Here is a 23128-nt window from a genome sequence, read left to right as displayed (position 1 = left end):
ATATACAAATATTGTAATGACAATTGAAGATATCATAAAAACAAAAACATTACCGCTTTCGCGAAAACTAACGATAAATGTTTTGTACTCAGCAAGCTGGGCTAATGATATCATCACTGAAGCTATAAAACCATTTGATGTATCATTACAACAATTTAATGTATTACGAATTTTAAGAGGGCAGAAAAACAAACCTGCAAACCTATCTACCATTAATTCTAGAATGGTCTCTAAGATGAGTAATACAACAAGACTTGTAGATAAATTAATTTTGAAAGGATATACAGAACGTACTGTGTGTCCTTCAAACAGAAGAAAAGTAGAAATCACAATCACAAAAAAAGGACTTTTACTTTTAGAAAAAATGGACATCGTTGTAAATGATGCCGAAAATAGAGTCACACAACAACTAAATGAAGATGAGCTTGAGTTGCTCAATAAACTACTCAATAAACTTAGACAATAAATATATTTAAACAGAAACAATGAAAACAAGAATTTTTACAGCAGTTTTAGCACTTATAGTAACAGGAGCATTTGCCACAACAAACCCAATAAAAAAAGAAGTAAAAGTAAAAGAAGCTACCATTACTTGGACTGGAAAAAAAGTAACAGGTTCACATACAGGTTCTATTAACTTAAAAGAGGGTACTCTTATTATGGAAGGGAATACACTTGTAGGTGGAAGTTTTACTATTGATATGACTTCTATACAAGTAACCGACCTAGAGGCTGGAAAAGGAAAAGAAAAACTAGAAGGCCACTTAAAAACGGACCAGTTTTTTGGAGTCGATAACTTTCCATCTGCTACTTTTACAATTACAAAGTCTGTAAAAAGTGGTAATGGATATAGCGTTGTAGGTGATATGACAATCAAGGGAGTCACACAAAACATGAAAATTCATATGGATATGAATGGGAATACAGCATCTACTACATTATCTGTAGATCGTACAAAATACGGTATCAAGTACGGATCTTCATCTTTCTTTGATAACTTAAAAGACAAAGCTATTAGTGATAATTTTGATCTTGCTGTGAGTTTAAAATTCTAAAGTAAAGACCCTTCACAAAAAAACGTACTAACAATTTTTATAAAATTTAGTTATTGCGTTTTTTTTATTTAAATGGGCTTCCTATCTTTATACCCTAAATGAAAAACAACACAGTACATACTTGGTGGTGGAAAACGAAACAACAGTTGTCGTAAGAAGCCCCTATGTATTAAATCATATAAAAAGCCTGTCTTACGACAGGCTTTTTTCATTTCTATAGACAATAGGACTATAAAAAAGAATATGCTAATGACATACGTATTAAAAACACATTCCAAAAAACTGCTTGCAGATACGATTACACCCGTATCCGTGTACTTGCGACTACGTGATCGTTTTCCTAATAGTTTATTATTAGAAAGTAGCGATTACCACGCAAATGACAATAGTTTTAGTTATATCTGTTGCAATCCCATTGCCTCTATTAAAGTAGATCGCAATGAGATTACACAACAATTCCCTGACGGTAAGACAATTACAGACAGTAATACTCCAGAGACCGATGTTGTAGGAATTTTAGACGCTTTCGCGAAAGCGTTCACATCAGAATCATCAGACTTTAAATTCATAAATAATGGCCTCTTTGGATACCTATCATACGATGCTGTTCATTATTTTGAAGATATAGAGGTCACAAAAAAAGAGCACGATCTTGCTATCCCAGATATCTATTATGCTGTGTATCAAAATATCATTGCGATCAATCATTTTAATAATGAAGCCTATATATTTTGTCATACCACATCAGGTGAAAATAATATTTCGCAAATAGAACAACTACTTAAAGTTAAAAACTTTGCAGAGTATAATTTTAATAGAGAAGGCACTCCAGAAACTAATATTTCTGATGATGACTATAAATCTTTAGTAGAAACATGCAAAAAGCATTGTCAACGAGGTGATGTCTTTCAAATAGTACCTAGCAAACGATTCTCTCAACAATTTAAAGGAGATGAGTTTAATGTATATCGAGCATTGCGTAGTGTAAATCCATCCCCTTATTTATTTTACTTTGACTATGGAGATTTTAAAATTTTTGGTTCATCACCAGAAGCGCAACTCATTGTAAGTGATGGAAAAGCCGAAATTCATCCCATCGCTGGTACGTTTAAACGTACAGGAAATGATGAACAAGATGCACAACTTGCCAAAGAACTTGCCATAGATGAAAAAGAAAATAGCGAGCATGTTATGCTCGTAGATCTTGCGCGTAATGATCTTTCTAGAAATGGACATGGGGTTCAAGTCGAAACCTATAGAGAAGTACAATTCTTCTCACATGTAATTCATCTTGTAAGCAAAGTAACTGCTCATAAACACACGTCATCTAGTACATTACAAGTAGTTGCAGATACATTTCCTGCAGGAACTCTAAGTGGCGCGCCTAAGCATATGGCAATGCAATTACTAGAAAAATACGAAAATAGAAATCGCACATTTTATGGTGGTGCCATAGGATTTATGGATTTTAATGGCAATTTTAATCATGCAATCATTATTCGTTCGTTCTTAAGTAAGAATCATGCATTACATTACCAAGCAGGAGCCGGAATTGTTTCGGGCAGTGATCCCGCAAAAGAGCTACAAGAAGTATATAATAAACTAGGTGCATTAACAATGGCATTAGAAATTGCCGAAGAAATTTAATTTAGAAAAGATGAAAAAAGTACTCGTAATAGATAACTATGATAGTTTTGTGTACAATCTTGTACACTATCTTGAAGAATTAGATTGCACTGTTGTTGTAAAGCGTAATGATCAATTTCATATTGATGATTGTGAAGAATATTCAAAAATATTATTATCACCAGGCCCTGGAATCCCAGAAGAAGCTGGATTACTTAAAGAAGTTATTAAGAAATATGCTGCTACAAAAAGTATTTTAGGAGTATGCTTAGGGCAACAAGCCATAGGTGAAGTTTTTGGAGGAACACTTATCAACCTAGATCAAGTATTTCATGGAGTAGCTACACAGATTGACATTACAAAGGAAGATACTATCCTTTTCAAAGGATTAGATCAACATATTCCTGTAGGTAGATATCATTCTTGGGTAGTTGCCAATGAAGGCTTTCCTGAAAGTTTAGAAATAACTGCTGTAGATGGTAATGGTCAAATTATGGGATTACGTCACAAAATATTTGATGTGAGAGGCGTACAATTCCATCCAGAAAGTGTACTTACACCCGATGGGAAAGCAATGATTAAGAATTGGATTAATAACTAACCTAAATTAATTTTAATACCATGAAAAAAGCTTTTTTATACCTATCATTGAGTTGTTTGGTTGTTTCTTGTATAAAGGACAAGCCAGCACCACCTGAACTGCCTGCCACTCCTGCAGTTGTTGAAGTGCCTGAAACACCACCAGCTCCAGAAGCAGACTCTATTCCTGAACCACCACCAGTTCCTGAAGTTATAAAAAAGACCCCTCCTCCTGTTAAGAAAAAAGTAGTCACAAAAAAAAGAGAAGATTATAAGTCTTTAATTTTTAATGTACAACTAGGGATTAATCCTGGTAAGAAAAACTGGGTATTATTTAAAAATGGCACCTATCTCGTTTTTCCTAATAATACCGCCGAAAAAGATGCTGTAAGGGCAGCAAAAAAAATCCTCTCAGCTCATGACGGAGATATCATCTTTGTGGAGAAATCAAATTTTGCAAAAGGATGGATTGCTTCGACTCCTACGGGTATTTATAATTATATAGAACGAGGAGCCTTTGGGAGAAGAGCTCCAAAATCATCAAGAATAGAAAAGAAAGGGATTAAAAATATTGCTGCAGATAAAAAAGAGCTAGAAATTATACACATCAATAATCAATAGTTCTGAATACTATAAATGACAAAGACAGACGTGACTAAAATAAAGGTTCCGTCTTCATGAAAAATAACTATGAAAAAGATACTTAATAGACTTATACAACACGATGTTCTTTCTAAGCAAGAATCACGTGAAATTTTAGTCAATATATCAGAAGGGAAATACAACCCTAGTCAGATAGCGTCATTTTTAACGGTCTATATGATGCGTAGCATCACAGTAGAAGAGCTCGAAGGATTTAGAGATGCATTATTAGATTTGTGCCTTTCCATCGACCTTTCTGAGTATAACACCATTGATTTATGTGGTACTGGAGGAGACGGAAAAGACACCTTTAATATTTCTACACTATCTAGTTTTGTTACTGCCGGTGCTGGAGTACATGTGACTAAACACGGTAATTATGGAGTCTCTTCGGTAAGTGGTAGTAGTAATGTGATGGAATACTTAGGCATCAAGTTTAGTAATGATAGTGATTTCCTAAAACGATCTATGGATGAAGTTGGAATGTGTGTATTACATGCGCCGTTATTTCACCCAGCAATGAAAAACGTAGCTCCTATACGGCGAGAACTTGGAGTCAAAACCTTTTTTAATATGCTAGGTCCTATGGTAAATCCAGCATTTCCAAAAAATCAGCTTGTAGGTGTTTTTAACCTTGAACTTGCAAGAATGTATGGATACCTCTATCAAAAAGGAGATAAAAACTTTACCATCCTTCATGCGCTGGATGGGTATGATGAAATCTCATTAACAGGTCCTACAAAAACAATTACAAACCGCACAGAAACCATACTTACTCCATCAGATTTTGGCGTAATAGCACACACACAACAAGATATCTATGGAGGTGATAGTGTTGAGGCATCTGCAAATATTTTTGTAGATGTTATTTCTGGCAAAGGCACGGAGCCACAAAATAATGTGGTCTGTGCAAATGCAGGAATGGCAATTGCTACCGTAAAAGGACTCACCCCAAAAGAAGGCTTTGAACAAGCTAGAGAAAGTTTGCTGTCTGGAAAAGCATTAGAAAAATTAAAGAAATTACAACAACTCAGTAAATAATACATCTATTCCTTCTCCTTGAGGAGAAAGTTAGGATGAGGTGACATACTATGACAATACTAGAAAAAATAATTGCAGATAAACATAAAGAAGTTGCTCTTAAAAAACAACTTATTCCTATCTCCCAATTAGAGCAATCTGCCTTATTTGAACGAGAAACACAATCTCTAGCAACTACTTTACAACACGGATCTGGGGTTATCGCAGAGCACAAACGAAGGTCTCCTAGTAAATCTGTAATAAATAACAGTTTAAGTGTTCAAGATGTCGCTTTAGGATATGAAATAGCAGGTGCTAGTGGCATGTCTGTTTTGACAGATGGTAAATATTTTGGAGGATCGCTTGATGATTTATTACTAGCTAGAGCAGCCACTCAGTTTCCGTTATTACGCAAAGAATTTATTGTAGATGAGTATCAGATTCTAGAAGCAAAAGCCCATGGTGCCGATGCTATTCTATTAATTGCTGCCTCACTTACAAGAAAGGAGATTGAAGATTTTTCCGCTTTCGCGAAAGCGTTACACCTAGACGTCCTTTGCGAATCACATAATAAAGAAGAACTTCTCAAATCTATTGTTCCGACCGTAGATATGTTAGGAATAAATAATAGAAATTTAAAGACCTTTGATGTAAGTATCCAGACGAGTAAAGACTTAGTCTCCTTGATACCAGACAATTTTGTCAAAGTATCCGAAAGCGGAATCAGTTCTGTAGATGCAATTAAAGAGTTGAAACCTTATGGTTTTGAAGGTTTTCTGATAGGAGAAAATTTTATGAAAACTGATAACCCTGGAGCAAGTGCTAACGAGTTTATTAAGAAGCTGTAATATGAAACTCAAAATTTGCGGAATGAAATATAATACACAAGAAGTCGCTGCATTGCAACCAGACTATCTTGGGTTTATATTTTATGAAAAAAGTCCGCGCAATTTTAATGGGGAAATACCACAACTTCCAGAAGGCATAAAAAAAGTAGGTGTATTTGTAGATGCTGATATTGCTTTCGCGAAAGCGAACATAGAAAAATACCAACTAGACATCATCCAATTACACGGAAACGAATCTCCTGAGTATATTCAAGAATTAAAAACTGCATGTCAATCTGAGTTTACCGAAGATTCAAAGAGTACACTAGAAATATGGAAAGTTTTTGGGATCAAAGACATCTTTGATTTTGACAGACTTATTCCTTATGAATCTCTTGTTGATGCCTTCCTTTTTGACACCAAAGGAAAAGCAAAAGGTGGTAATGGATATACCTTTGATTGGAGTGTTCTAAAAAAATATTCGACTCAAACACCCTTTATTTTAAGTGGCGGTATTGGACTAGAAGAAATAGATAACATAAAAGAAATTCTAGGAACTCATCTTCCCATTCTTGCACTAGATATAAATAGCAAGTTTGAAGATACACCTGGACAAAAAAATATAGAAAGTCTAAAACAATTTATAAATGGACTAGACTTCAATAAAGTTCAAGACGCTTCTGCGAAGGCGGAAGACTCATCAAATTAAACGTAAAGTAAAATGGAATTCTCAGAAGAGTAATTTTACTTTTATATGACAACAAATACGCATAACAAAGTTTTATATACAGTATTTACTGTTAACTTAAAAAGACGAAGTTTACAAAAAGAGTTTTACAAGCAAATATAACCTTGACAAACTCATCTATTTTGAAACGTTTAAAACGGTATCGGAAGCAAGAAAAAGAGAACGTCAAATAAAGAAATGGAATCGAGAATGGAAAGAAAATTTAATCAACGATATGAATCCAAATTGGGATGATTTAAGTTGGATGCTCCAAAAAATAAAATACTTCCCGTGGAGACGGGAAACTAATAATAAGCTAGGGTGGATGAGATTTCCGCCTTCGCGGAAATTAAATGAATACTATGATTACAGAACCACATACTAGTTACCAAGCAGACGATCGAGGATATTACGGTGATTTTGGGGGTGCATTTATTCCAGAAATGCTCTATCCCAATGTAGAAGAATTGCGCTCTCAATATGTGCAAATTATGCAAGAGCCTTCATTCCAAAAGGAATTTAATGCCTTACTTAAAGATTATGTAGGTCGTCCTACACCTTTGTACTATGCTGAACGTTTTAGCAAAAAATACAATACAAAAGTATACCTAAAACGTGAAGATTTATGCCATACTGGAGCTCATAAAGTAAACAATACGATTGGTCAGATATTGATGGCAAAACGATTAGGCAAAACACGTGTTATTGCTGAGACTGGTGCAGGACAGCATGGCGTTGCAACAGCAACTGTTTGTGCTTTAATGGGACTAGAATGTATTGTATATATGGGTGCTATTGATATAGAGAGACAAGCGCCTAATGTAGCTCGTATGAAAATGCTAGGTGCTACAGTGCGTCCAGCCATGTCGGGAAGTAAAACACTGAAGGATGCAACAAATGAAGCGATACGAGATTGGATTAATAATCCTGTAGACACACATTACATTATCGGATCTGTGGTGGGACCTCATCCGTATCCAGATATGGTGGCTCGCTTTCAATCGGTGATTTCTGCTGAGACAAAAAAGCAACTGCAAGAAGTCGAAGGTCGTGAAAATCCAGATTATGTAGTGGCTTGTGTAGGTGGTGGTAGTAATGCTGCTGGATTATTTTATCATTATCTAGATCAGCCAGAGGTGGGTATTATCGCTGTTGAAGCTGCTGGAAAAGGAATAGATACGGGAGAAAGTGCAGCAACATCTGCACTGGGTCGTGAAGGCATTATACACGGTAGTAAGACATTATTGATGCAAACTCCAGACGGACAGATTACAGAACCTTATTCTATCTCGGCAGGATTGGATTATCCTGGTGTTGGACCGATGCATGCGCATTTATTTAGAACAGGTCGTGGTGAGTTTATCTCTATTACCGATGATGACGCTATGCAAGCAGGACTCGCACTGAGTAAACTAGAAGGGATTATTCCTGCTATAGAAACCAGTCATGCCCTTGCTATTTTTGAAACTAGAACATTCAAGCCAGATGATGTAGTCGTAGTTAATTTATCTGGTCGTGGAGATAAAGATTTAAATACATATATCGATTATTTTAAGCTATAGTTTAATTTTTATTTCCGCTTTCGCGAAAGCAAAAAAAACGCTACATAATATATAATAAAGTCGTATGCTCGAAGATATTTCTGCCTACGTGAGAATAAAATGAACAGAATACAACAAAGATTACAAGAAGATAAAAAGTTACTTAGTCTCTATTTTACAGCTGGATATCCAGCTATTAATGACACAATGCCTATCCTACAACAATTACAAGATAGCGGTGTTGATATGGTTGAAATAGGACTTCCTTTTTCTGATCCGCTAGCCGATGGCCCAACCATTCAAGCAAGTAGTACTACCGCGCTTCACAATGGGATGACTACGCAATTGTTATTTGACCAACTTAAAGATGTACGTAAGACGATTGATATCCCGCTTATCTTGATGGGTTATTTTAATCCGATGTTACAATATGGTGTTGAGAAATTTTGTGCGACTTGTGCAGAAATAGGAATTGATGGAATCATTATGCCAGACTTACCACTTGCCGAATATGAAGCTGAATACAAAGCTATTTTTGAGAAATATGGGCTTATTAATGTCTTTTTGATTACGCCACAAACCAGTGATGATCGTATCAGGCAGATAGATGCTGCGAGTGATGGATTTATATATATGGTAAGTAGTACAAGTACGACGGGAGCACAAAGTGGTTTTGGAAATACACAATCTGAATATTTTGAACGTATTGCTTCTATGAAGCTTAAAAACCCACAAATTGTAGGGTTTGGAATTAGTAATGCAAATACATTTAATGCAGCTACCGCTTACGCGAAAGGTGCCATCATCGGAAGTGCTTTTATAAAACATATCACTACACATGGTGCAGATAGTGTAGACACATTTGTGAAGACAATTCGATAAATGTTAGTGTAACATTTAATTAAAAAACATGTGAACATGTGTTTTCAAAATCATCCAAACTATCATTTCTAAATGTTTTAAAGCTACATTGTTTTTGTAAAAAAATAATGCACGCATAGTAAATTATCATAAAAATTGTGTATTATATCGATGTTTTTGTGTATTTCGACGTTTAGTCGATGTTTTGTCTTAAAAAATAAAGGATAGACTGAACTCCTCATATTTTTGTATTCACAGAACTCAAGATTATGAAAACAGTTATTATTTTAGTAGTATCTCTTTTTTCTTTCACTATAGGAGCAACTACATTACCATCTTTAGAAAAACAAGCGTTAATCGATTTGTATTATGCTACAAATGGAGATAATTGGACTGAGTCTTGGGACTTAAATGCATCTGTAGAACACTGGAAAGGAGTCACTATTATTGATAATAAAGTAGTGGCATTAAAACTTACAAATAACAATCTCAATGGAGAACTTCCAGCATCTATAGGAAACCTTGTAAACCTAAAGGTTTTAAATCTTCATAACAATACCATACAAGGAAACATTCCTACATCTATTGGAAACTTAGGCAAATTAATAAGTCTTAATATATCTCTAAATACACTCCAAGGAAACGTACCTGAAGAAATATCAAAAATAAAAAGTCTTGAATATCTGTATATATACTCAAATGATTTTACAGGATTTTTACCTACAGAAATTAATACACTACCCAACTTGAGAAGTATTCGTATGTATGCAACAAGCATAGAAACGAATACAACAAATACCTTTGCAGTTTTATATTAATTACAGTTGTATTACCTTTTTTTCCCCAAATCAACAACAAGAACAGAAATATACGCCCCAAGTATTTCTGTTCTTATTTTTTGAGCAGACACCAAATCATATAGACATTGTATTCAAAACAAGTCAGAGCTACTATGTAACATTTCTATAATATCATATACTTATCGTATATGGCAACTTTTATATTTATAATTGTATTTATTGGATTAGTAGTACTCGCTTATTTCTTTCCAAAAGGAGCCAAAATATTTGGTATTGATGCTGAAATTCTTTTTCGAAAGAATAAAGAAGAAGATGACGATTATTATTCTTAATTTTCCTCAAAAAACAAATATCACTCTATCAATTCCTGAAAAATCCAGATAACATATTACTCATATTAGATCTCGATGAGACCTTAATTCATGCCACAGGAACTCAATTAGAAGTTCCTCATAATTTTAGGTATACTAATTATTTTATTTATGAGAGACCCTATCTCAAGGAATTTCTAGAAACAATTAGTCTACACTTTAATTTGGCTATTTGGTCCTCTGCAGACGATATGTATGTACAAGAAATAGTCGACAAGATTAAACCTTCGACAATAACATTTGAATTTGTATGGGGACGAACGCGTTGCACAACAAGACGAGATTATGATCTAGATAGGTATGTTCATGAAAAACGTCTCAAAAAAGCAAAAAAGCTAGGCTTTACGTTAGAACGTATGCTTATCATAGATGACTCCCCTGAAAAGACAAGAGATAATTATGGCAATGCGATATACATCAACGCATTTGAAGGAAATCAAAACGACAAAGAATTACAAGCACTCTCAGAATACCTTCATAGTATAAAAAATACACACAATGTGAGAAGTCTTGAAAAAAGAGGTTGGAGAAATCAAGTCTCTACTAACCGATAAAACAATTATTGGATGGTTTCTGCGTATCTTACCTACGATTAAGAATTAACCCATTCATACGTATGAAAAATAATCGTCGTAGGTCTTTTGTAAAGAAATTACTTGCTGGTACTACTGGTGCTCTTTTAGCTCCTTCGTTTACTGCCACAGCTACAAACAATACACATCGGCTTCCCTCTTTAGATACTGATGATACATCAGAAGCATTTTGGGAAGGTGTTAAGCTACAATTTAAATTTCCAAAAGGACTTCATTATTTCAATAATGCATCTCTAGGCCCCTCTCCTATTCCTGTACAAGCAGCTACAACGACGTATAGAGAAACCTTAGATGGATTTCCTTCAAAATATATGTGGGGAGGATGGAGCGAAGAGAAAGAAATTGTACGTCAAAAAGTAGCCGATTTATTTTCTGTCTCCAATGAAGAAATTGCCATTACGCATAACACCACTGAAGGGATGAATCTTATCGCACGTAGCTTTGATTTACAACCCGATGATGAAGTCATTCTTGCAGATCATGAGCATCATAGCGGTACCATTCCTTGGAAAGCTTGGCAAGAAACAAAGGGAGTCAAACTAGTACGTCCTATATTACCTATACTTCCAGAAACTGTTGAAGACATCGTAACTGTCTATAGAAATGCCATTACGTCAAAAACGAAAGTGATTTCTATGTGTCATATTGTAAATACAAATGGCATGATCTTACCGGTAAAGGAAATTTCAGAAATGGCACATGAAAAAGGAATCCTAGTGGCTGTAGATGGCGCTCAAGGTTCTGGTATGTTTGATATAGATCTTCATGATTTAGGTTGTGATTTCTACACAGCGAGTGCCCACAAGTGGCTTTTTTCGCCGAAAGGTATCAGCATGTTTTATGCAAAACAAGAGAGTCAACACTATTTAAAACCCCTTATTGTTGCTTATGGATATGATGATACAAGTATACGACGTCTTGAAAACTACAACACCAGAAATTTACCTGAGTTTTTAGGATTAGGTGTTGCTGTAGATTTTCATAACAATATCGGAAAAGAAAAAATAGCACAACGATCGTATGAACTCAAAAACTATTTTAGATCAAAGATCAAAGGCAATCCAGCATTCAAGTTTAAGACTCCAGAAAATGATGCACTATCTTGTGCAATACAAACGTTGGAAGTGGTTGGTAAGCATGTTTCTGATGTCAAAAAACAGCTCTCAGATACCTACGGAATTGACACACGTCCTATGACTACATTTGGTCTCAATGGCGTTCGTATTTCTTTTGCCATTTTTATTACCAAAAAGGATATTGATTATTTGGTAAAAGCACTAGAAGGTATTGCCAGTTAACATTTGAAAATATACTTGCTATGAAATCTATATTTAAAATTACACTTCTTATCTGCGCATTCGTCACTATTGCATGCAAAAAAGAAGGAACTCCTATTGACGTTGTAGAGACAACAACGATTGTAAAAGACTCACTTATACAACACACAGTTCTTTCTGAAGGACACCCTATGGCAGTGTGGGAGAAAAAAACACTCAACTCTAAAGGAATTATCCTTTTTGTGCATGGTCGTACTTGGAGCGGTGTCCCAGATTTTGATTTACAAGTAGAAGGAGAAGATCTATCCTTAATGGATGGTCTAGTCGAACAAGGATATACTACATATGCTATTGATTTACGAGGATATGGAGCTACGCCAAGAGATGCTAGTGAGTGGAACACTCCAAATAAAGCAGCTCAGGATATCAATAACGTATTACAATGGATCTCTGCTCAAAACAATCATCAAAAAGTACACTTATTTGGTTGGTCTATGGGATCTACTCTATCTTTATTAGCTACTCAAAAAGACGATACACATATTGAAAGTTTAACCCTGTTTGAGTTTTGGTTAGACCTCAACACAACAATTCCTGAAAGCCCTGCTGATGTTGCGTTAGAAAAAAGAGTAAACACTGCCCAAGCTGCTGCCAGTGATTTTATTATCCCTGGAAGTATTAGTAAAAATGCTATTGACACTTACGTGAAAGCCGCGCTAGCCGCAGACCCGATTCGAGCAGATTGGAAACATCTGAATGAGTATAACCTGATAGATCCTTCCACTATTACAACACCTGTATTAATAATACAAGGAGCCGAAGATCCTATTGGACCAACAGATCGTCAAGCGACACTCTTTACCCAATTAAAAACAAAAGACAAAAGTTGGGTAGTTATATCTGGTGGTGATCATGCTGCGTTTATGGAAACACCGAGACCACATTTTATCAAATCCTTTGCCGATTTTATTGACCGTTTTAATCCATAACAGTGAAGATCATTACCTGGAATTGTAATATGGCATTTCGGAAAAAGGCACAGGCTCTCCTTTCCGAAAACCCAGATATTCTTATTATTCAGGAGTGCGAACGCCTTGATAAACTCATCTTTAAAGATGCTATAAAAGAGTATAATGATTCCTATTGGTATGGAGATAATCCTCATAAAGGATTAGGTGTTTTCACCTATGGGAATTATACAATTTCTCCTCTTCCAGATCACAATACAGATTTTCGTTTTGTAGCTCCTTTACAAGTTTCTAATGCAAAAAACACTTATACTCTTCTTGCTATCTGGGCTCAAAAACCAGATACCAATGATAATTATGGCATTCACATCTGGAATGCGATAAGCTATTATACTGATCTACTATCATTAGACAATTTACTTCTTATCGGAGATTTTAATAGCAATACATTTTGGGACAAACCCAATCGAGTATCTAATCATTCTAATGTTGTTTCTTATCTATCTAAATTAGGCATAGAAAGCGCCTATCATTATTTTTATAACCAAGTACAAGGGAAGGAGAAAGACCCTACCTTTTATCTCTATAAACAGATAGGACGTCCTTATCATTTGGATTATTGTTTTACATCTCAAAATCTTCTTAAAAAACTAAAAAATGTATCCGTAGGAAATCATAAAGATTGGACAGCACTAAGTGATCATAGTCCTGTGATTATTTCTTTTGAGGAGTAAATGGTATGGCTATTGTTAGTATGCTATTTTAAAAATATTTCATAAAATTGAGGAGACCTTTTCACAAAATGACCATTAATAAGTAAAACATACTTTTATGAGTGATCAAAAAATAATGGCTCTTTTTAAAAATGGTCAGAGAGACAAAGCATTTCGACAACTATATAGTCTGTTCCCAAGGATTGAAAAATTAATTCTTTCAAAAGGAGGGTCTAAAAATGATGCACAAGATGTATTTCAAGAGGCATTAATTATCTTAAGTAAAAATCTTGAAAAATCAGATTTTAAACTAACGTCTTCTTTTTACACTTATATCTATGCTGTCTCTCGATTTATCTGGAAAGACACTCAAAAACAATATTCAAAACAAGAACTACATAATTTAAAAGAAGAGGAAGTATCTATTTTCCACAATGTATTAGAAGAAAAGAAATATCAATATGCTGAAAAAGCGTTTCTCGAATTAGGAGAGCGATGTCAACAATTGTTACAACTGTTTTATCACAAAGCAATGTCATTTAAAGTCATTGCAGAAATGATGCAATTTGCCTCTGAAAAGGTTGCAAAAAACCAGAAGTACAAGTGCTTACAAAAAGCAAAAGACATCTTTAAAACCAAGTACAAAACGGTTCAATCTTAATTCGAAATATTATGGAAAAGTATATACAAGACATAGAACGCATCAATCAATATATAAACAACGTCTTATCTGAAAAAGAAAAACAAGCATTTCATCTACAATTAACAACAGATAGTGGCTTTAAAGAAATATACGAAGAGCATCTTACATTTTTAGGAGGTTTGGGTCGTATCCAATTAAAACAAGAAATTCAAGCTGCACGTAAAGGATATTTAAAAGCAAAATGGATCAAATACATTGCTATTGCAATGGGTATTATTGGTCTTTCTGTACTGACATATAGTGCGATATCTAAAGAGGGCACTACACAAACTTCTACCCCTAGCACAACAATTCAAGTACAAAGTAACACTCAAAAAGAAGTATCATCTCCTAAAGGAATATTAGTAGAAAGTAATGATCGTAATACAGATTTACAGATAGAACAACTAAGTGATAGTACTGTTCTTGATCAAGAAAACTTTGACGTGCCAATACATAATAGTAAAGAAACAGATTTAAATCAATTCTATACTACTGTAAAAAAGGTTCCACAAACATTCCATATAAACACAGAAAAAGATACTATTATCACATGTAAAGAAGGCACCGTGCTTACAATAAAAGCAAACTCTTTTAATTATAAAGGAACAGATCAAACTGTAAAGGGAAAGATTAAACTAGAGATTACAGAATACTATGAATTAGCAGATATACTTCTTGCGAATCTTACTACAAAATCAGATGACAGACAATTAGAAACTGGTGGAATGCTATTTATAGAAGCATTTAGCGACAAGATTCCTTTACAACTCAATACTAAGATGGCTATAGAGTTTCCAACTGAAAACAAGAAGCCAGACATGCAATTATTCACAGGTCAAGAGACTGGGAACAGCATCAATTGGACCATAGAAAATTCTTCCCTTGTAGATCCATTAATACATGATATCACAGATGTCCCTTTTGCTATTGTTGAAGAAATTCCTTCATTTCCTGAATGTAAAGGAAAAAATAATGAAGAAAAGAAGGAATGTGTATCCGTCGTATTTCAACGTGTTATTAATAGAAAATTTAATGCCGATATTTTTCAGGATTTTAGTACAAATAATAGGTTGCGCATCTTTACTTCATTTGCTATAGATACAACAGGGAACATTACAAATATTACAACAAGACCATCTTTTCCTGGAATTCAAGAAGAAGTAGAAAGAGTCTTAGCTTTAGTTCCTAAACTAATACCTGGTGAACAAAGAGGTCAAGCAGTAAATGTATTGTATTCTTTACCTATATTTATTCAATTTGACGATACTTTTGATAATAGTGATAGAAGAGTAACACAACTAGACCCTATACCTACATCTATAAAATTTTCACAAGAAGACTCAACAATAGTTACAGGAGTTAATAATACAATTTATTATGATGGACGCATTCCAACAAGGAAACTAGAAGAAACGCTTGGAGAGCTTAAAGAAGTACTGCAGAATAATGATATAACTATAGATCAGGTATTTTTAGATAGATTCATTGATTATAAGAAAAGACGACTGATACGATATCAAAAAATAAATGGAAGTCGTTATGTCTTTATACGTAAAGCAGTCCTTGAAAATCCAGATTCGGGATTTTCAATACTATCTACAGACTCTATCACAAGAGGCGGTAATGTAATTAGAAAACGATGGGATAGTACACAAATCACAAATAAACAATCAATAAGAAAAATTCCTAGCAAACCTGTCCAATTTAGAAAATCTTCGCTAAGAGATTCTACTTTAAGAAGAGATTCTACAGTAAACGGAAATAATGTAATTATTGGAAGTCTAAATAATAGACAAGTTTCTCGCAGACAAAATACTACATATTATCTTTTTAAAACATCTCGTTTAAGGTGGATTAACTGTGACCGTTTTATAGGATATAAAGGGCTTAAAATCAGGTATAAGGTCAAGATTAAAGATAGTGATAGAACAGATGTAAAAATCGTTTTTAAAAATACACGTTCTATTTTATCTGGATTACCTGTAGATGGTAGTTTTGATTTTGGTGATATTCCTAAAGGGGAAGATATAACACTCATCGCTATAAAAATTGTTGACAACCAGTATCATCTAGCCATTAAGGATGTCAACACAAAGAATCTTGAAGAGCTAGATTTGAATTTTAAAGGATATACTATTGAAGAGCTACAAGAAGAATTAAAAAAGCTGAATACTTTGTTTTAAATAATATCGTACTAAGAGGTCCTGATGAATACTATTCATTAGGACTTTTATTATCTAGTATTACGTAATCAATTAGATTTAATTTTGAATTAATGCTTTTGAGATTCCCTCTTCTACAAGAGGTTCCATAATCAAATATCCAGATACATTAGGATGAATACCATCACTTCCAAGTTCCTTTTTTAAACCATTAGATGTGTTTACCATAGGCGTAAAGTAATCTACATAAATTACGCTATTTTGAGTAGCGTATGCTTTTAATTGTGCATTCAGTTTTACAACTTTTCCAGCAGGTTCTAATCCTGTTTTCCAAGGAAAATCATACGCTGGAAGTATAGAGCATAGGATCACTTTTATATTGTTAGCTTTTGCCAACTCTGCCATAGATACAATGTTATTTACAATCATTTCAATTGTTGAAGGACCCGTATTTTCTGCAATGTCATTTATTCCTGCCAATATAACTACTGCAGATGGTGTTAGATTGATAACGTCTTGCCTAAAACGCAATAGCATTTGAGGAGTTGTTTGACCACTAATACCTCTATTTACATATGGCTTATTTTCAAAAAACTCTGGTCGTATGTTTAACCAACCTTCTGTAATTGAATTTCCCATAAATACAATCCGATGTTCATTTGGATTAAGAATTTCCAATGCAGCATTCTCTTCTTGATAACGTTTTAAGTTTGGCCAATCTTGAGCATAAGAAGGTGTTAAAAGAAAAAATATAAACGAAATACTTAAAAAGTATTTTACTTTTTTCATGATGTACTACTTTTTTTATTTTTCTTGATGTTCTTTCAACCAAGCATTATTTGCACACGGTCGTACAACTTCAGGAACAAGGTCTGAGCAATCACCTCCGTTACGGATCACATCTCTTACAATAGAAGATGAGATATAGCTTTTACCAGAAGAAGTCAGTAAGAATACTGTTTCTATTCCAGACAGTTTTCTATTGGTATGTGCAATAGCTTTTTCAAACTCAAAATCTCCAGGATTACGTAGTCCTCGTAAAATAAATTCGCAATCTTGTTCTCTACAAAAATCTACGGTAAGCCCTTTGTAGCTCATCACCTTAATCTTAGGCTCATTTGCAAATGTTTCTTCTAGGAATTTCATACGTTGCTCTAGTGAGAACATATACTTTTTATCTGAGTTAACGCCTATCGCAAGAATCACCTCATCAAATAATGTAACTCCTCGCTCGATAATATCATAATGCCCCATAGTGATGGGATCAAAAGATCCTGGAAAAACTGCTCTTCTCATGCCTTAAAAATACGAATTTTAGAGATCAAAGAAACCTTCTTCTAACCATTTGGTTTTCCATAGGTTCCAGAACTTTTCTATTTCTTCTTCAGAAAACGAATATTCTTCTACAAACATGTGTTTTGCCATTTCGACTGACCCATGCTCTTTTAAATGTTTTAAAAAAATATATTGGGAAGGGTGTATTTCAAACAAACCTAACTTATAATCTCTTCGTATCAATACAGCATAACTTTCTTGTTCAAAAGGTAGTGAGGGTTTTTGATCTCCTATATAAGCTTTATAATAAATACTTATAGGAAATCGATGTTTAAACAAGTGCAATACAGGTGTCAAGATTAAATCATCGTCATCTTGAGAAGAATAATGTGTTTCTTTTTGAATTACTTGTTCATCAAAGGCTGTGTTTATTTGGTATTCAAACCGAGCTAACTCTATCATAAAATCTGGCCATGATTCTTTTACATAAGCATCCTGATCGGGTCTGCTTTCTTCTAGAAATTGTGCAAAACCCTTTCCTAAATCGGCTAAGGTATAGCTATGAGATGGGTGTTCTCCTAAAAAAACATCTGTAAAATTTTGGAACAAATCTTCTCCTAAAGCGTATGCCAATGCTGGAAATTGCAGTGCCATACATTCTCGTAATCTTATAATATAACTACGTTGATAGATCGCAAGATGTTGTCTAGAAGATAATTTACTCGTACTACAAATATGATTTTCTATACGCATATCGGGTCCTGGCAGTAACAATTGTTGTTGCAACCAAGATTGAATAGAACGTAAATTTGCTCCTTGTCCATCTATCTCTGTTGTATTCTTTTCTATATACATCTCCCCTATTATTTCACAAATTCCTTTGTCATTTTATGTACCATAAAATGAATTGGATTTGACACTTCTTGAGACGTTTGATCTTCTTTCCTTTTTTTGATGACCGTTGGTTGTTCTAATGCAGACATGTATTGTTTTGCTTTTAGTAATTCATCATGGCACACATCAAACGTTGGGATATTACCATCCCACTCTAATAATGTGGAGACACCACCTGTTTTCTGCCAAGCTAATCTAAAGAGTTCCCAAACCTCATCTACCACTTCTCGATCGTGTGTATCTATAATATGATCACCATTATGCTGATGTCCTGCAAGATGCATCTGTACAATACTTTCGTGTGGCAATGCTTCTATATATGTGACTGGATCAAATTCATTATTAAAAGCAGATACATACACATTATTTACATCTAGTAATAAACCACAACCTGTTTCTTCTACCATATATCGCATAAAATCCCACTCTTTAATTGTAGAGTCTTTAAAACTAAGATACGTACTTGGGTTTTCTATAATAAGTGGGCGTTCTAAATATTCTTGAACCTGTGTTATTCTACTTGTAATATGACACAAGCTTTCCTCATTTAAAGGAACTGGCAATAAATCGTGAGAGTTTACTCCTAGGACACCTGTCCAACACAAGTGATCACTTATCCAAACGGGATTGATTTCTTTTGCAAGTTGTTTTAAACGTTTTAAATAATCAAAATTAAGAGGATCTGTGCTTCCGATAGACATAGAAACTCCGTGCATAACTACTTGGTACTGTTCTACAATTTGATCAAGTACATAGCGAGGTCTTCCACCAGAATCCATAAAGTTTTCTGAAATAATTTCAAACCAATCTACTTTAGGAGTATGTTCTAGAATATGATTAAAATGCTCTCCTCGTAATCCTAATCCTAATCCTAAATTAGGAAGTGCTTTTACTTGATTGCTATATATGTCTTTTGTCATTCTCTACATCTTATTAACTGTACATTGGATTTGTCTCTTTTCTTTTTTTCATTGCTAAAAAAAGAAACAAAAAAGTCTAGACAGACGAAACCTAGTCTAAATTTTTCGAAAGTCAAAAAAGCAATACATTAAGAATTGTTCTTTTTTCTTCAAATGCATAACATTAATTAAAAAATATTCTTTTATACGCTTTCGCGAAAGCGCACTAAGTCACATACTATAAAAGATTATTATTTCTTTTTTAAAGATGCATTTTCTACCTCATCACAATTGTTGCAATTCTCAACGGTATTATCTAGTAGTCTAGCACTTTCCTGACTAAACTGTCTAGAGCTTTTTTCTTGTGCTTTTAATCGATCTTCTGCATTTATTATAAATGCGCAGTTTTTATGACCACTATATCCACAAGATTCTCCTCTTCCATTATCTTGTAACCACTTAATAGGTGGTCCATATCTAAAAGGAGCTTCTTGGACATTTCTATTGGCATTATCCATACGATCTTCAAATAACTTACGAGCAAGTTGCCAGACACTTCTTCCTTTACTCTTTCCTTGTGTAATAAATCGTTCTGCAGGAATTGGGGTTCCGCAACTGCCTTGCCAAGCACAATCATTTGCTCCTGGTGTACATTGTTCTTCGGTATCTCCATAAAGACCACATCCTCCTTGACCTCTACAGTTATTCATCGTATGACAGTAATGTACTTGTGTCGCACAATATCCTGCTCCAGCACAATCATTATCTCCATAACGGTCATGGCCTTTACAGGCATTTAATCCCATACAAGCATGAAGTTCTATAGGTACTTGTATATCTGTTTTATTTGATGATCCACCGCCGCTACCACATCCATTTGCTTTCTGACTATATTTAAAATTTTCCATGTGTTTAATTTTACTGATGATACAATTCTTAAAAGACCTAGACTATTATAGTTCTACATCTGGCAAGTCATGAATAATATCTAAGACTCCTTGATTAATAATACTATTCTTAACCTTCATAGCAATCTCTCCAAGAGCAATTACTTGTTCTTTAGGAGAAGCGGTGCTTTTACTAAAATCATAATCTTCAAAAGTAGCAGACACACATTTTGTAGTCTTATCTTTTGGGTCTGTATACGTCAATCCAGCCATCGAATCTGAAATCGTATTTAATAACCAAATCATCGTTTTATGGATTCCAAACATAAATATTTCAAATTGAGTATGTCCTTTTTTCTTATAGCAACCTTCTGCCATAACAAATAGATAAGTGTAAATGGCATTATTAAGTGTACATACTTTTTGAATATCTTCTGGATAATCAGTGGTAGCTGGGTTGGTCGGCAAGTCTTTTATAAAATATTTTGTGTAATCAAAATCTTCAGTACCTAAGAACATATTTAAATCATGGTTGGTGCGTTGTATAGTACAATAGATTTCTAAAAATTTATCAAAGTGAGAGAGTTCTCCTTTACTTGGATCATCATAGGATAACGGATTTATTTTTGTAGCACACACTACTTTTCCATCATGAGTAAGGTGGTCTCCTTTTTTACCTGTTTTTGATGTAGCTCCTTCTCCTTGCTCTACAATCTCATCCATTGCATGTACTGCTGTTGCTACACTTGTTACATGTACAAGTCCACCGCTATCTTCTTCATTGCTAAATTGTGGTTTATGATCTGCATCATAATACACCGTATCTACATTATTCTGTGAGTAAAACTTACTATTTATTAATTGTGGTGCATCTGCATCAAAATCATCATCGGTAAGATACTTATTCATACAGTCTATGATCTTCTGGTAATAGTCTCCAATAGTATCATAAGGAATAGCTTTTGCTTTTGACTTTGGGTCTGGCACTACAGGTAACGGACTCTCTATCAAAAGAAATGTATACAATTGATCTAGTGTTAGCTTTGCTCTATTGATAGGAAAAGGTGGCTCGTGTCCAGGAAGAAAAGCAGGCCAATGTTTTGGAGTTTTCCCTACTAGTTCTGGTAATCCTCCATATTTTTTTAATGCATTCTTTATATTAGAAGATAAAGACATATGCAACATCTCTTCTACAGCAACACTCATGATTAAGGAACCTGCCTTATTTGCAAATACCATAATATCGAGTCCTAGTTTCTCAGCAGCTTCTTCTAGCTCGGCATCTGTTTTTTCACATTTATTTTGTGCTTTGAAATCGGCTAAAATTTGTTTTGTAATAGCGCCTTGATCCGGTACTCTGGTAATAGAGTAATACGTATATAAATATACTGGAATGGTAGCAATCTCTATTTCGATTGCTTGTTGCATGGCTTGTTTTAAATTAGCAGGCGTAACATCGTCTACTAACTGAAAAAGAGTGCCTTTTTTCATGGAGGTTATGTTTTAAGGTTGAGAATTCAGCCTTAAAAATAGGGATATATTCTTATGAAAAACTGAGTATAATTACCTGATTATTCTTCTAGAACCGCTTCTATAGCACTCGCAAATAAATCAGACAATGCAATTCCTGCTGCTTTGGCTTGTCTAGGAATAATACTCTCTGGAGAAAGTCCTGGATTGGAGTTTATCTCTACAAAATGAGGAGTCCCATTATGAAAAATAAAATCTGCTCTACAAATCCCTTTTAGTTTTAACAGCTCATAAATAGCAATGGTGAGTGATTGTACGCTATCTCTTTGGTTATCGCTTAACCTTGCTGGTACAATTTCTTGAGATTTTCCTTTGTACTTTGCTTCATAGTCAAAAAAGTCGTTTTCTGACACGATCTCACATACGGGTAAAACTTTTACACCGCCTTGATACACACAAACACCTACAGACACTTCGGTACCGCTTAAAAAAGCTTCGACAAGTACTTCATCATCTTCTAGAAAGGCTTTTTCTAGTGCAGGTGCAAGTCCTTCTTCATTATACACTTTGCTTATCCCAAAGCTAGATCCCGCTCGGTTAGGCTTTACAAAACAAGGGAAATCTATTTTTTCTTTTACTGCTTTCGCGAAAGCGGCATCAATAGCATCCCCCTTATTTACATATACAGATTGTGCCATCGGGATTCCATACGGACGCAATACACTAAGGGTATCTCTTTTATTAAAGGTAAGTGCACTCTGATAAAAATCACAACTCGTCTGTGGGATTCCAATCGTTTTAAGGTATGCTTGAATCTCTCCATCTTCACCTGGAGTTCCATGTATGGTATTATAACAGGCATCAAAATATACATTCCCAAATGGAAGTAATACTCTAAATTCTCCCATATCCATATAAAACTCTTCTCCTTCATACAGACATATCCATTTATCTTTTAAGATATGTACTGCATATGCAGTATACTTTTCTGGGTCTAGGGCATGTATAACAGTAGTACCACTTTGTATAGATATTTCATACTCACTGCTATAACCTCCCATGAGGACGGCAATATTTTTTGACATAAAAAAGACTTAAGATCGATACGATTTTAAAAGAAAAATCAGTTATTTACGTTTATATACTCAAAGCAAATAGCTTTTCGGTTTTTATAGATGTTCTTTTTCTCTTTATCTTCGTTAAAATTTATAACCGTAGCTACTGCTATGCTTAAAAGTTTTGTCTAAATAAAGAAA

25 protein-coding genes are annotated in these 23128 nt (G+C 34.4%); 18 read left to right on the top strand and 7 right to left on the bottom strand.

The window, feature by feature from the left end:
* Positions 1-16 precede the first annotated feature (16 nt).
* The 18 genes from ABJD27_RS09545 to ABJD27_RS09460 all read left to right on the top strand — a co-directional run bounded on the left by ABJD27_RS09545 (position 17) and on the right by ABJD27_RS09460 (position 16468).
* Positions 17-466, top strand: coding sequence for a MarR family transcriptional regulator (locus tag ABJD27_RS09545; protein WP_348163041.1), 450 nt, complete (start codon positions 17-19; stop codon positions 464-466).
* A 19-nt stretch (positions 467-485) separates the two neighbouring features.
* Complete coding sequence (locus ABJD27_RS09540) at positions 486-1055, top strand: YceI family protein (RefSeq protein ID WP_348163044.1); 570 nt, start codon at positions 486-488, stop codon at positions 1053-1055.
* A gap of 249 nt (positions 1056-1304) precedes the next feature.
* Positions 1305-2702, top strand: a complete 1398-nt coding sequence (locus ABJD27_RS09535) for an anthranilate synthase component I family protein (RefSeq protein WP_348163047.1) — start codon at positions 1305-1307, stop codon at positions 2700-2702.
* A 10-nt stretch (positions 2703-2712) separates the two neighbouring features.
* A complete protein-coding gene (locus tag ABJD27_RS09530) occupies positions 2713-3282 on the top strand; it encodes an aminodeoxychorismate/anthranilate synthase component II (protein WP_348163050.1) in 570 nt (189 codons plus the stop codon).
* Positions 3283-3302: 20 nt separating this feature from the next.
* The gene (locus tag ABJD27_RS09525; RefSeq protein ID WP_348163053.1) at positions 3303-3881 is read left to right on the top strand and encodes a hypothetical protein; all 579 of its coding nucleotides are present in this window, start codon (positions 3303-3305) and stop codon (positions 3879-3881) included.
* A gap of 69 nt (positions 3882-3950) precedes the next feature.
* Positions 3951-4943 (top strand): anthranilate phosphoribosyltransferase, encoded by a 993-nt coding sequence (gene trpD / locus ABJD27_RS09520; RefSeq protein WP_348163056.1) that lies wholly within the window; start codon positions 3951-3953, stop codon positions 4941-4943.
* Positions 4944-4993: 50 nt separating this feature from the next.
* The gene (gene trpC / locus ABJD27_RS09515) at positions 4994-5770 is read left to right on the top strand and encodes an indole-3-glycerol phosphate synthase TrpC (protein ID WP_348163059.1); all 777 of its coding nucleotides are present in this window, start codon (positions 4994-4996) and stop codon (positions 5768-5770) included.
* Position 5771: 1 nt separating this feature from the next.
* Positions 5772-6458 carry a phosphoribosylanthranilate isomerase gene (locus ABJD27_RS09510; protein ID WP_348163062.1) on the top strand — a complete coding sequence of 229 codons (687 nt, stop codon included), beginning with the start codon at positions 5772-5774 and terminating at the stop codon, positions 6456-6458.
* Positions 6459-6829: 371 nt separating this feature from the next.
* Positions 6830-8038: a tryptophan synthase subunit beta gene (trpB, locus tag ABJD27_RS09505; protein ID WP_348163065.1), complete on the top strand. Its 1209-nt coding sequence runs from the start codon at positions 6830-6832 to the stop codon at positions 8036-8038.
* Between the two features lie 99 nt (positions 8039-8137).
* Positions 8138-8899, top strand: a complete 762-nt coding sequence (gene trpA / locus ABJD27_RS09500) for a tryptophan synthase subunit alpha (protein ID WP_348163068.1) — start codon at positions 8138-8140, stop codon at positions 8897-8899.
* A 248-nt stretch (positions 8900-9147) separates the two neighbouring features.
* Positions 9148-9696: a hypothetical protein gene (locus ABJD27_RS09495; protein ID WP_348163071.1), complete on the top strand. Its 549-nt coding sequence runs from the start codon at positions 9148-9150 to the stop codon at positions 9694-9696.
* A 170-nt stretch (positions 9697-9866) separates the two neighbouring features.
* A complete protein-coding gene (locus ABJD27_RS09490) occupies positions 9867-10010 on the top strand; it encodes a hypothetical protein (protein WP_348163074.1) in 144 nt (47 codons plus the stop codon).
* Positions 10010-10603, top strand: coding sequence for an HAD family hydrolase (locus ABJD27_RS09485; RefSeq protein WP_348202036.1), 594 nt, complete (start codon positions 10010-10012; stop codon positions 10601-10603). The genes ABJD27_RS09490 and ABJD27_RS09485 overlap by 1 nt, the downstream gene beginning before the upstream one ends.
* Before the next feature lie 62 nt (positions 10604-10665).
* Positions 10666-11940: an aminotransferase class V-fold PLP-dependent enzyme gene (locus ABJD27_RS09480; RefSeq protein WP_348163078.1), complete on the top strand. Its 1275-nt coding sequence runs from the start codon at positions 10666-10668 to the stop codon at positions 11938-11940.
* 20 nt (positions 11941-11960) lie between these two features.
* A complete protein-coding gene (locus ABJD27_RS09475) occupies positions 11961-12908 on the top strand; it encodes an alpha/beta hydrolase (RefSeq protein ID WP_348163081.1) in 948 nt (315 codons plus the stop codon).
* 2 nt (positions 12909-12910) lie between these two features.
* Entirely contained in the window at positions 12911-13621 is a 711-nt protein-coding gene (locus ABJD27_RS09470) for an endonuclease/exonuclease/phosphatase family protein (protein ID WP_348163084.1), read from the top strand.
* A gap of 97 nt (positions 13622-13718) precedes the next feature.
* Positions 13719-14261, top strand: a complete 543-nt coding sequence (locus ABJD27_RS09465) for a sigma-70 family RNA polymerase sigma factor (RefSeq protein ID WP_348163087.1) — start codon at positions 13719-13721, stop codon at positions 14259-14261.
* A gap of 11 nt (positions 14262-14272) precedes the next feature.
* Positions 14273-16468 carry a hypothetical protein gene (locus ABJD27_RS09460; RefSeq protein ID WP_348163089.1) on the top strand — a complete coding sequence of 732 codons (2196 nt, stop codon included), beginning with the start codon at positions 14273-14275 and terminating at the stop codon, positions 16466-16468.
* A gap of 78 nt (positions 16469-16546) precedes the next feature.
* On the opposite strand, the gene ABJD27_RS09455 is transcribed toward ABJD27_RS09460, so the two are convergent.
* The 7 genes from ABJD27_RS09455 to ABJD27_RS09425 form a co-directional block, all read right to left on the bottom strand.
* Positions 16547-17236 carry an SGNH/GDSL hydrolase family protein gene (locus tag ABJD27_RS09455; RefSeq protein WP_348163092.1) on the bottom strand — a complete coding sequence of 230 codons (690 nt, stop codon included), beginning with the start codon at positions 17234-17236 and terminating at the stop codon, positions 16547-16549.
* Between the two features lie 15 nt (positions 17237-17251).
* Positions 17252-17743 (bottom strand): pantetheine-phosphate adenylyltransferase, encoded by a 492-nt coding sequence (gene coaD, locus ABJD27_RS09450; RefSeq protein WP_348163095.1) that lies wholly within the window; start codon positions 17741-17743, stop codon positions 17252-17254.
* Between the two features lie 18 nt (positions 17744-17761).
* A complete protein-coding gene (locus ABJD27_RS09445) occupies positions 17762-18577 on the bottom strand; it encodes a DNA-binding domain-containing protein (RefSeq protein ID WP_348163098.1) in 816 nt (271 codons plus the stop codon).
* A gap of 8 nt (positions 18578-18585) precedes the next feature.
* Complete coding sequence (locus ABJD27_RS09440) at positions 18586-19536, bottom strand: DUF692 domain-containing protein (protein WP_348163101.1); 951 nt, start codon at positions 19534-19536, stop codon at positions 18586-18588.
* 230 nt (positions 19537-19766) lie between these two features.
* The gene (locus ABJD27_RS09435) at positions 19767-20423 is read right to left on the bottom strand and encodes a hypothetical protein (protein ID WP_348163104.1); all 657 of its coding nucleotides are present in this window, start codon (positions 20421-20423) and stop codon (positions 19767-19769) included.
* Positions 20424-20468: 45 nt separating this feature from the next.
* The gene (locus ABJD27_RS09430) at positions 20469-21893 is read right to left on the bottom strand and encodes a ferritin-like domain-containing protein (RefSeq protein WP_348163107.1); all 1425 of its coding nucleotides are present in this window, start codon (positions 21891-21893) and stop codon (positions 20469-20471) included.
* Positions 21894-21973: 80 nt separating this feature from the next.
* Positions 21974-22957 (bottom strand): D-alanine--D-alanine ligase, encoded by a 984-nt coding sequence (locus ABJD27_RS09425; protein ID WP_348163110.1) that lies wholly within the window; start codon positions 22955-22957, stop codon positions 21974-21976.
* Positions 22958-23128 lie beyond the last annotated feature (171 nt).

The organism is Dokdonia sp. (assembly GCF_039945015.1).
Lineage (GTDB): Bacteria > Bacteroidota > Bacteroidia > Flavobacteriales > Flavobacteriaceae > Dokdonia.
Note: the sequence above shows the minus strand (reverse complement) of the source record. Positions and strands in the feature narration are given on the sequence as shown.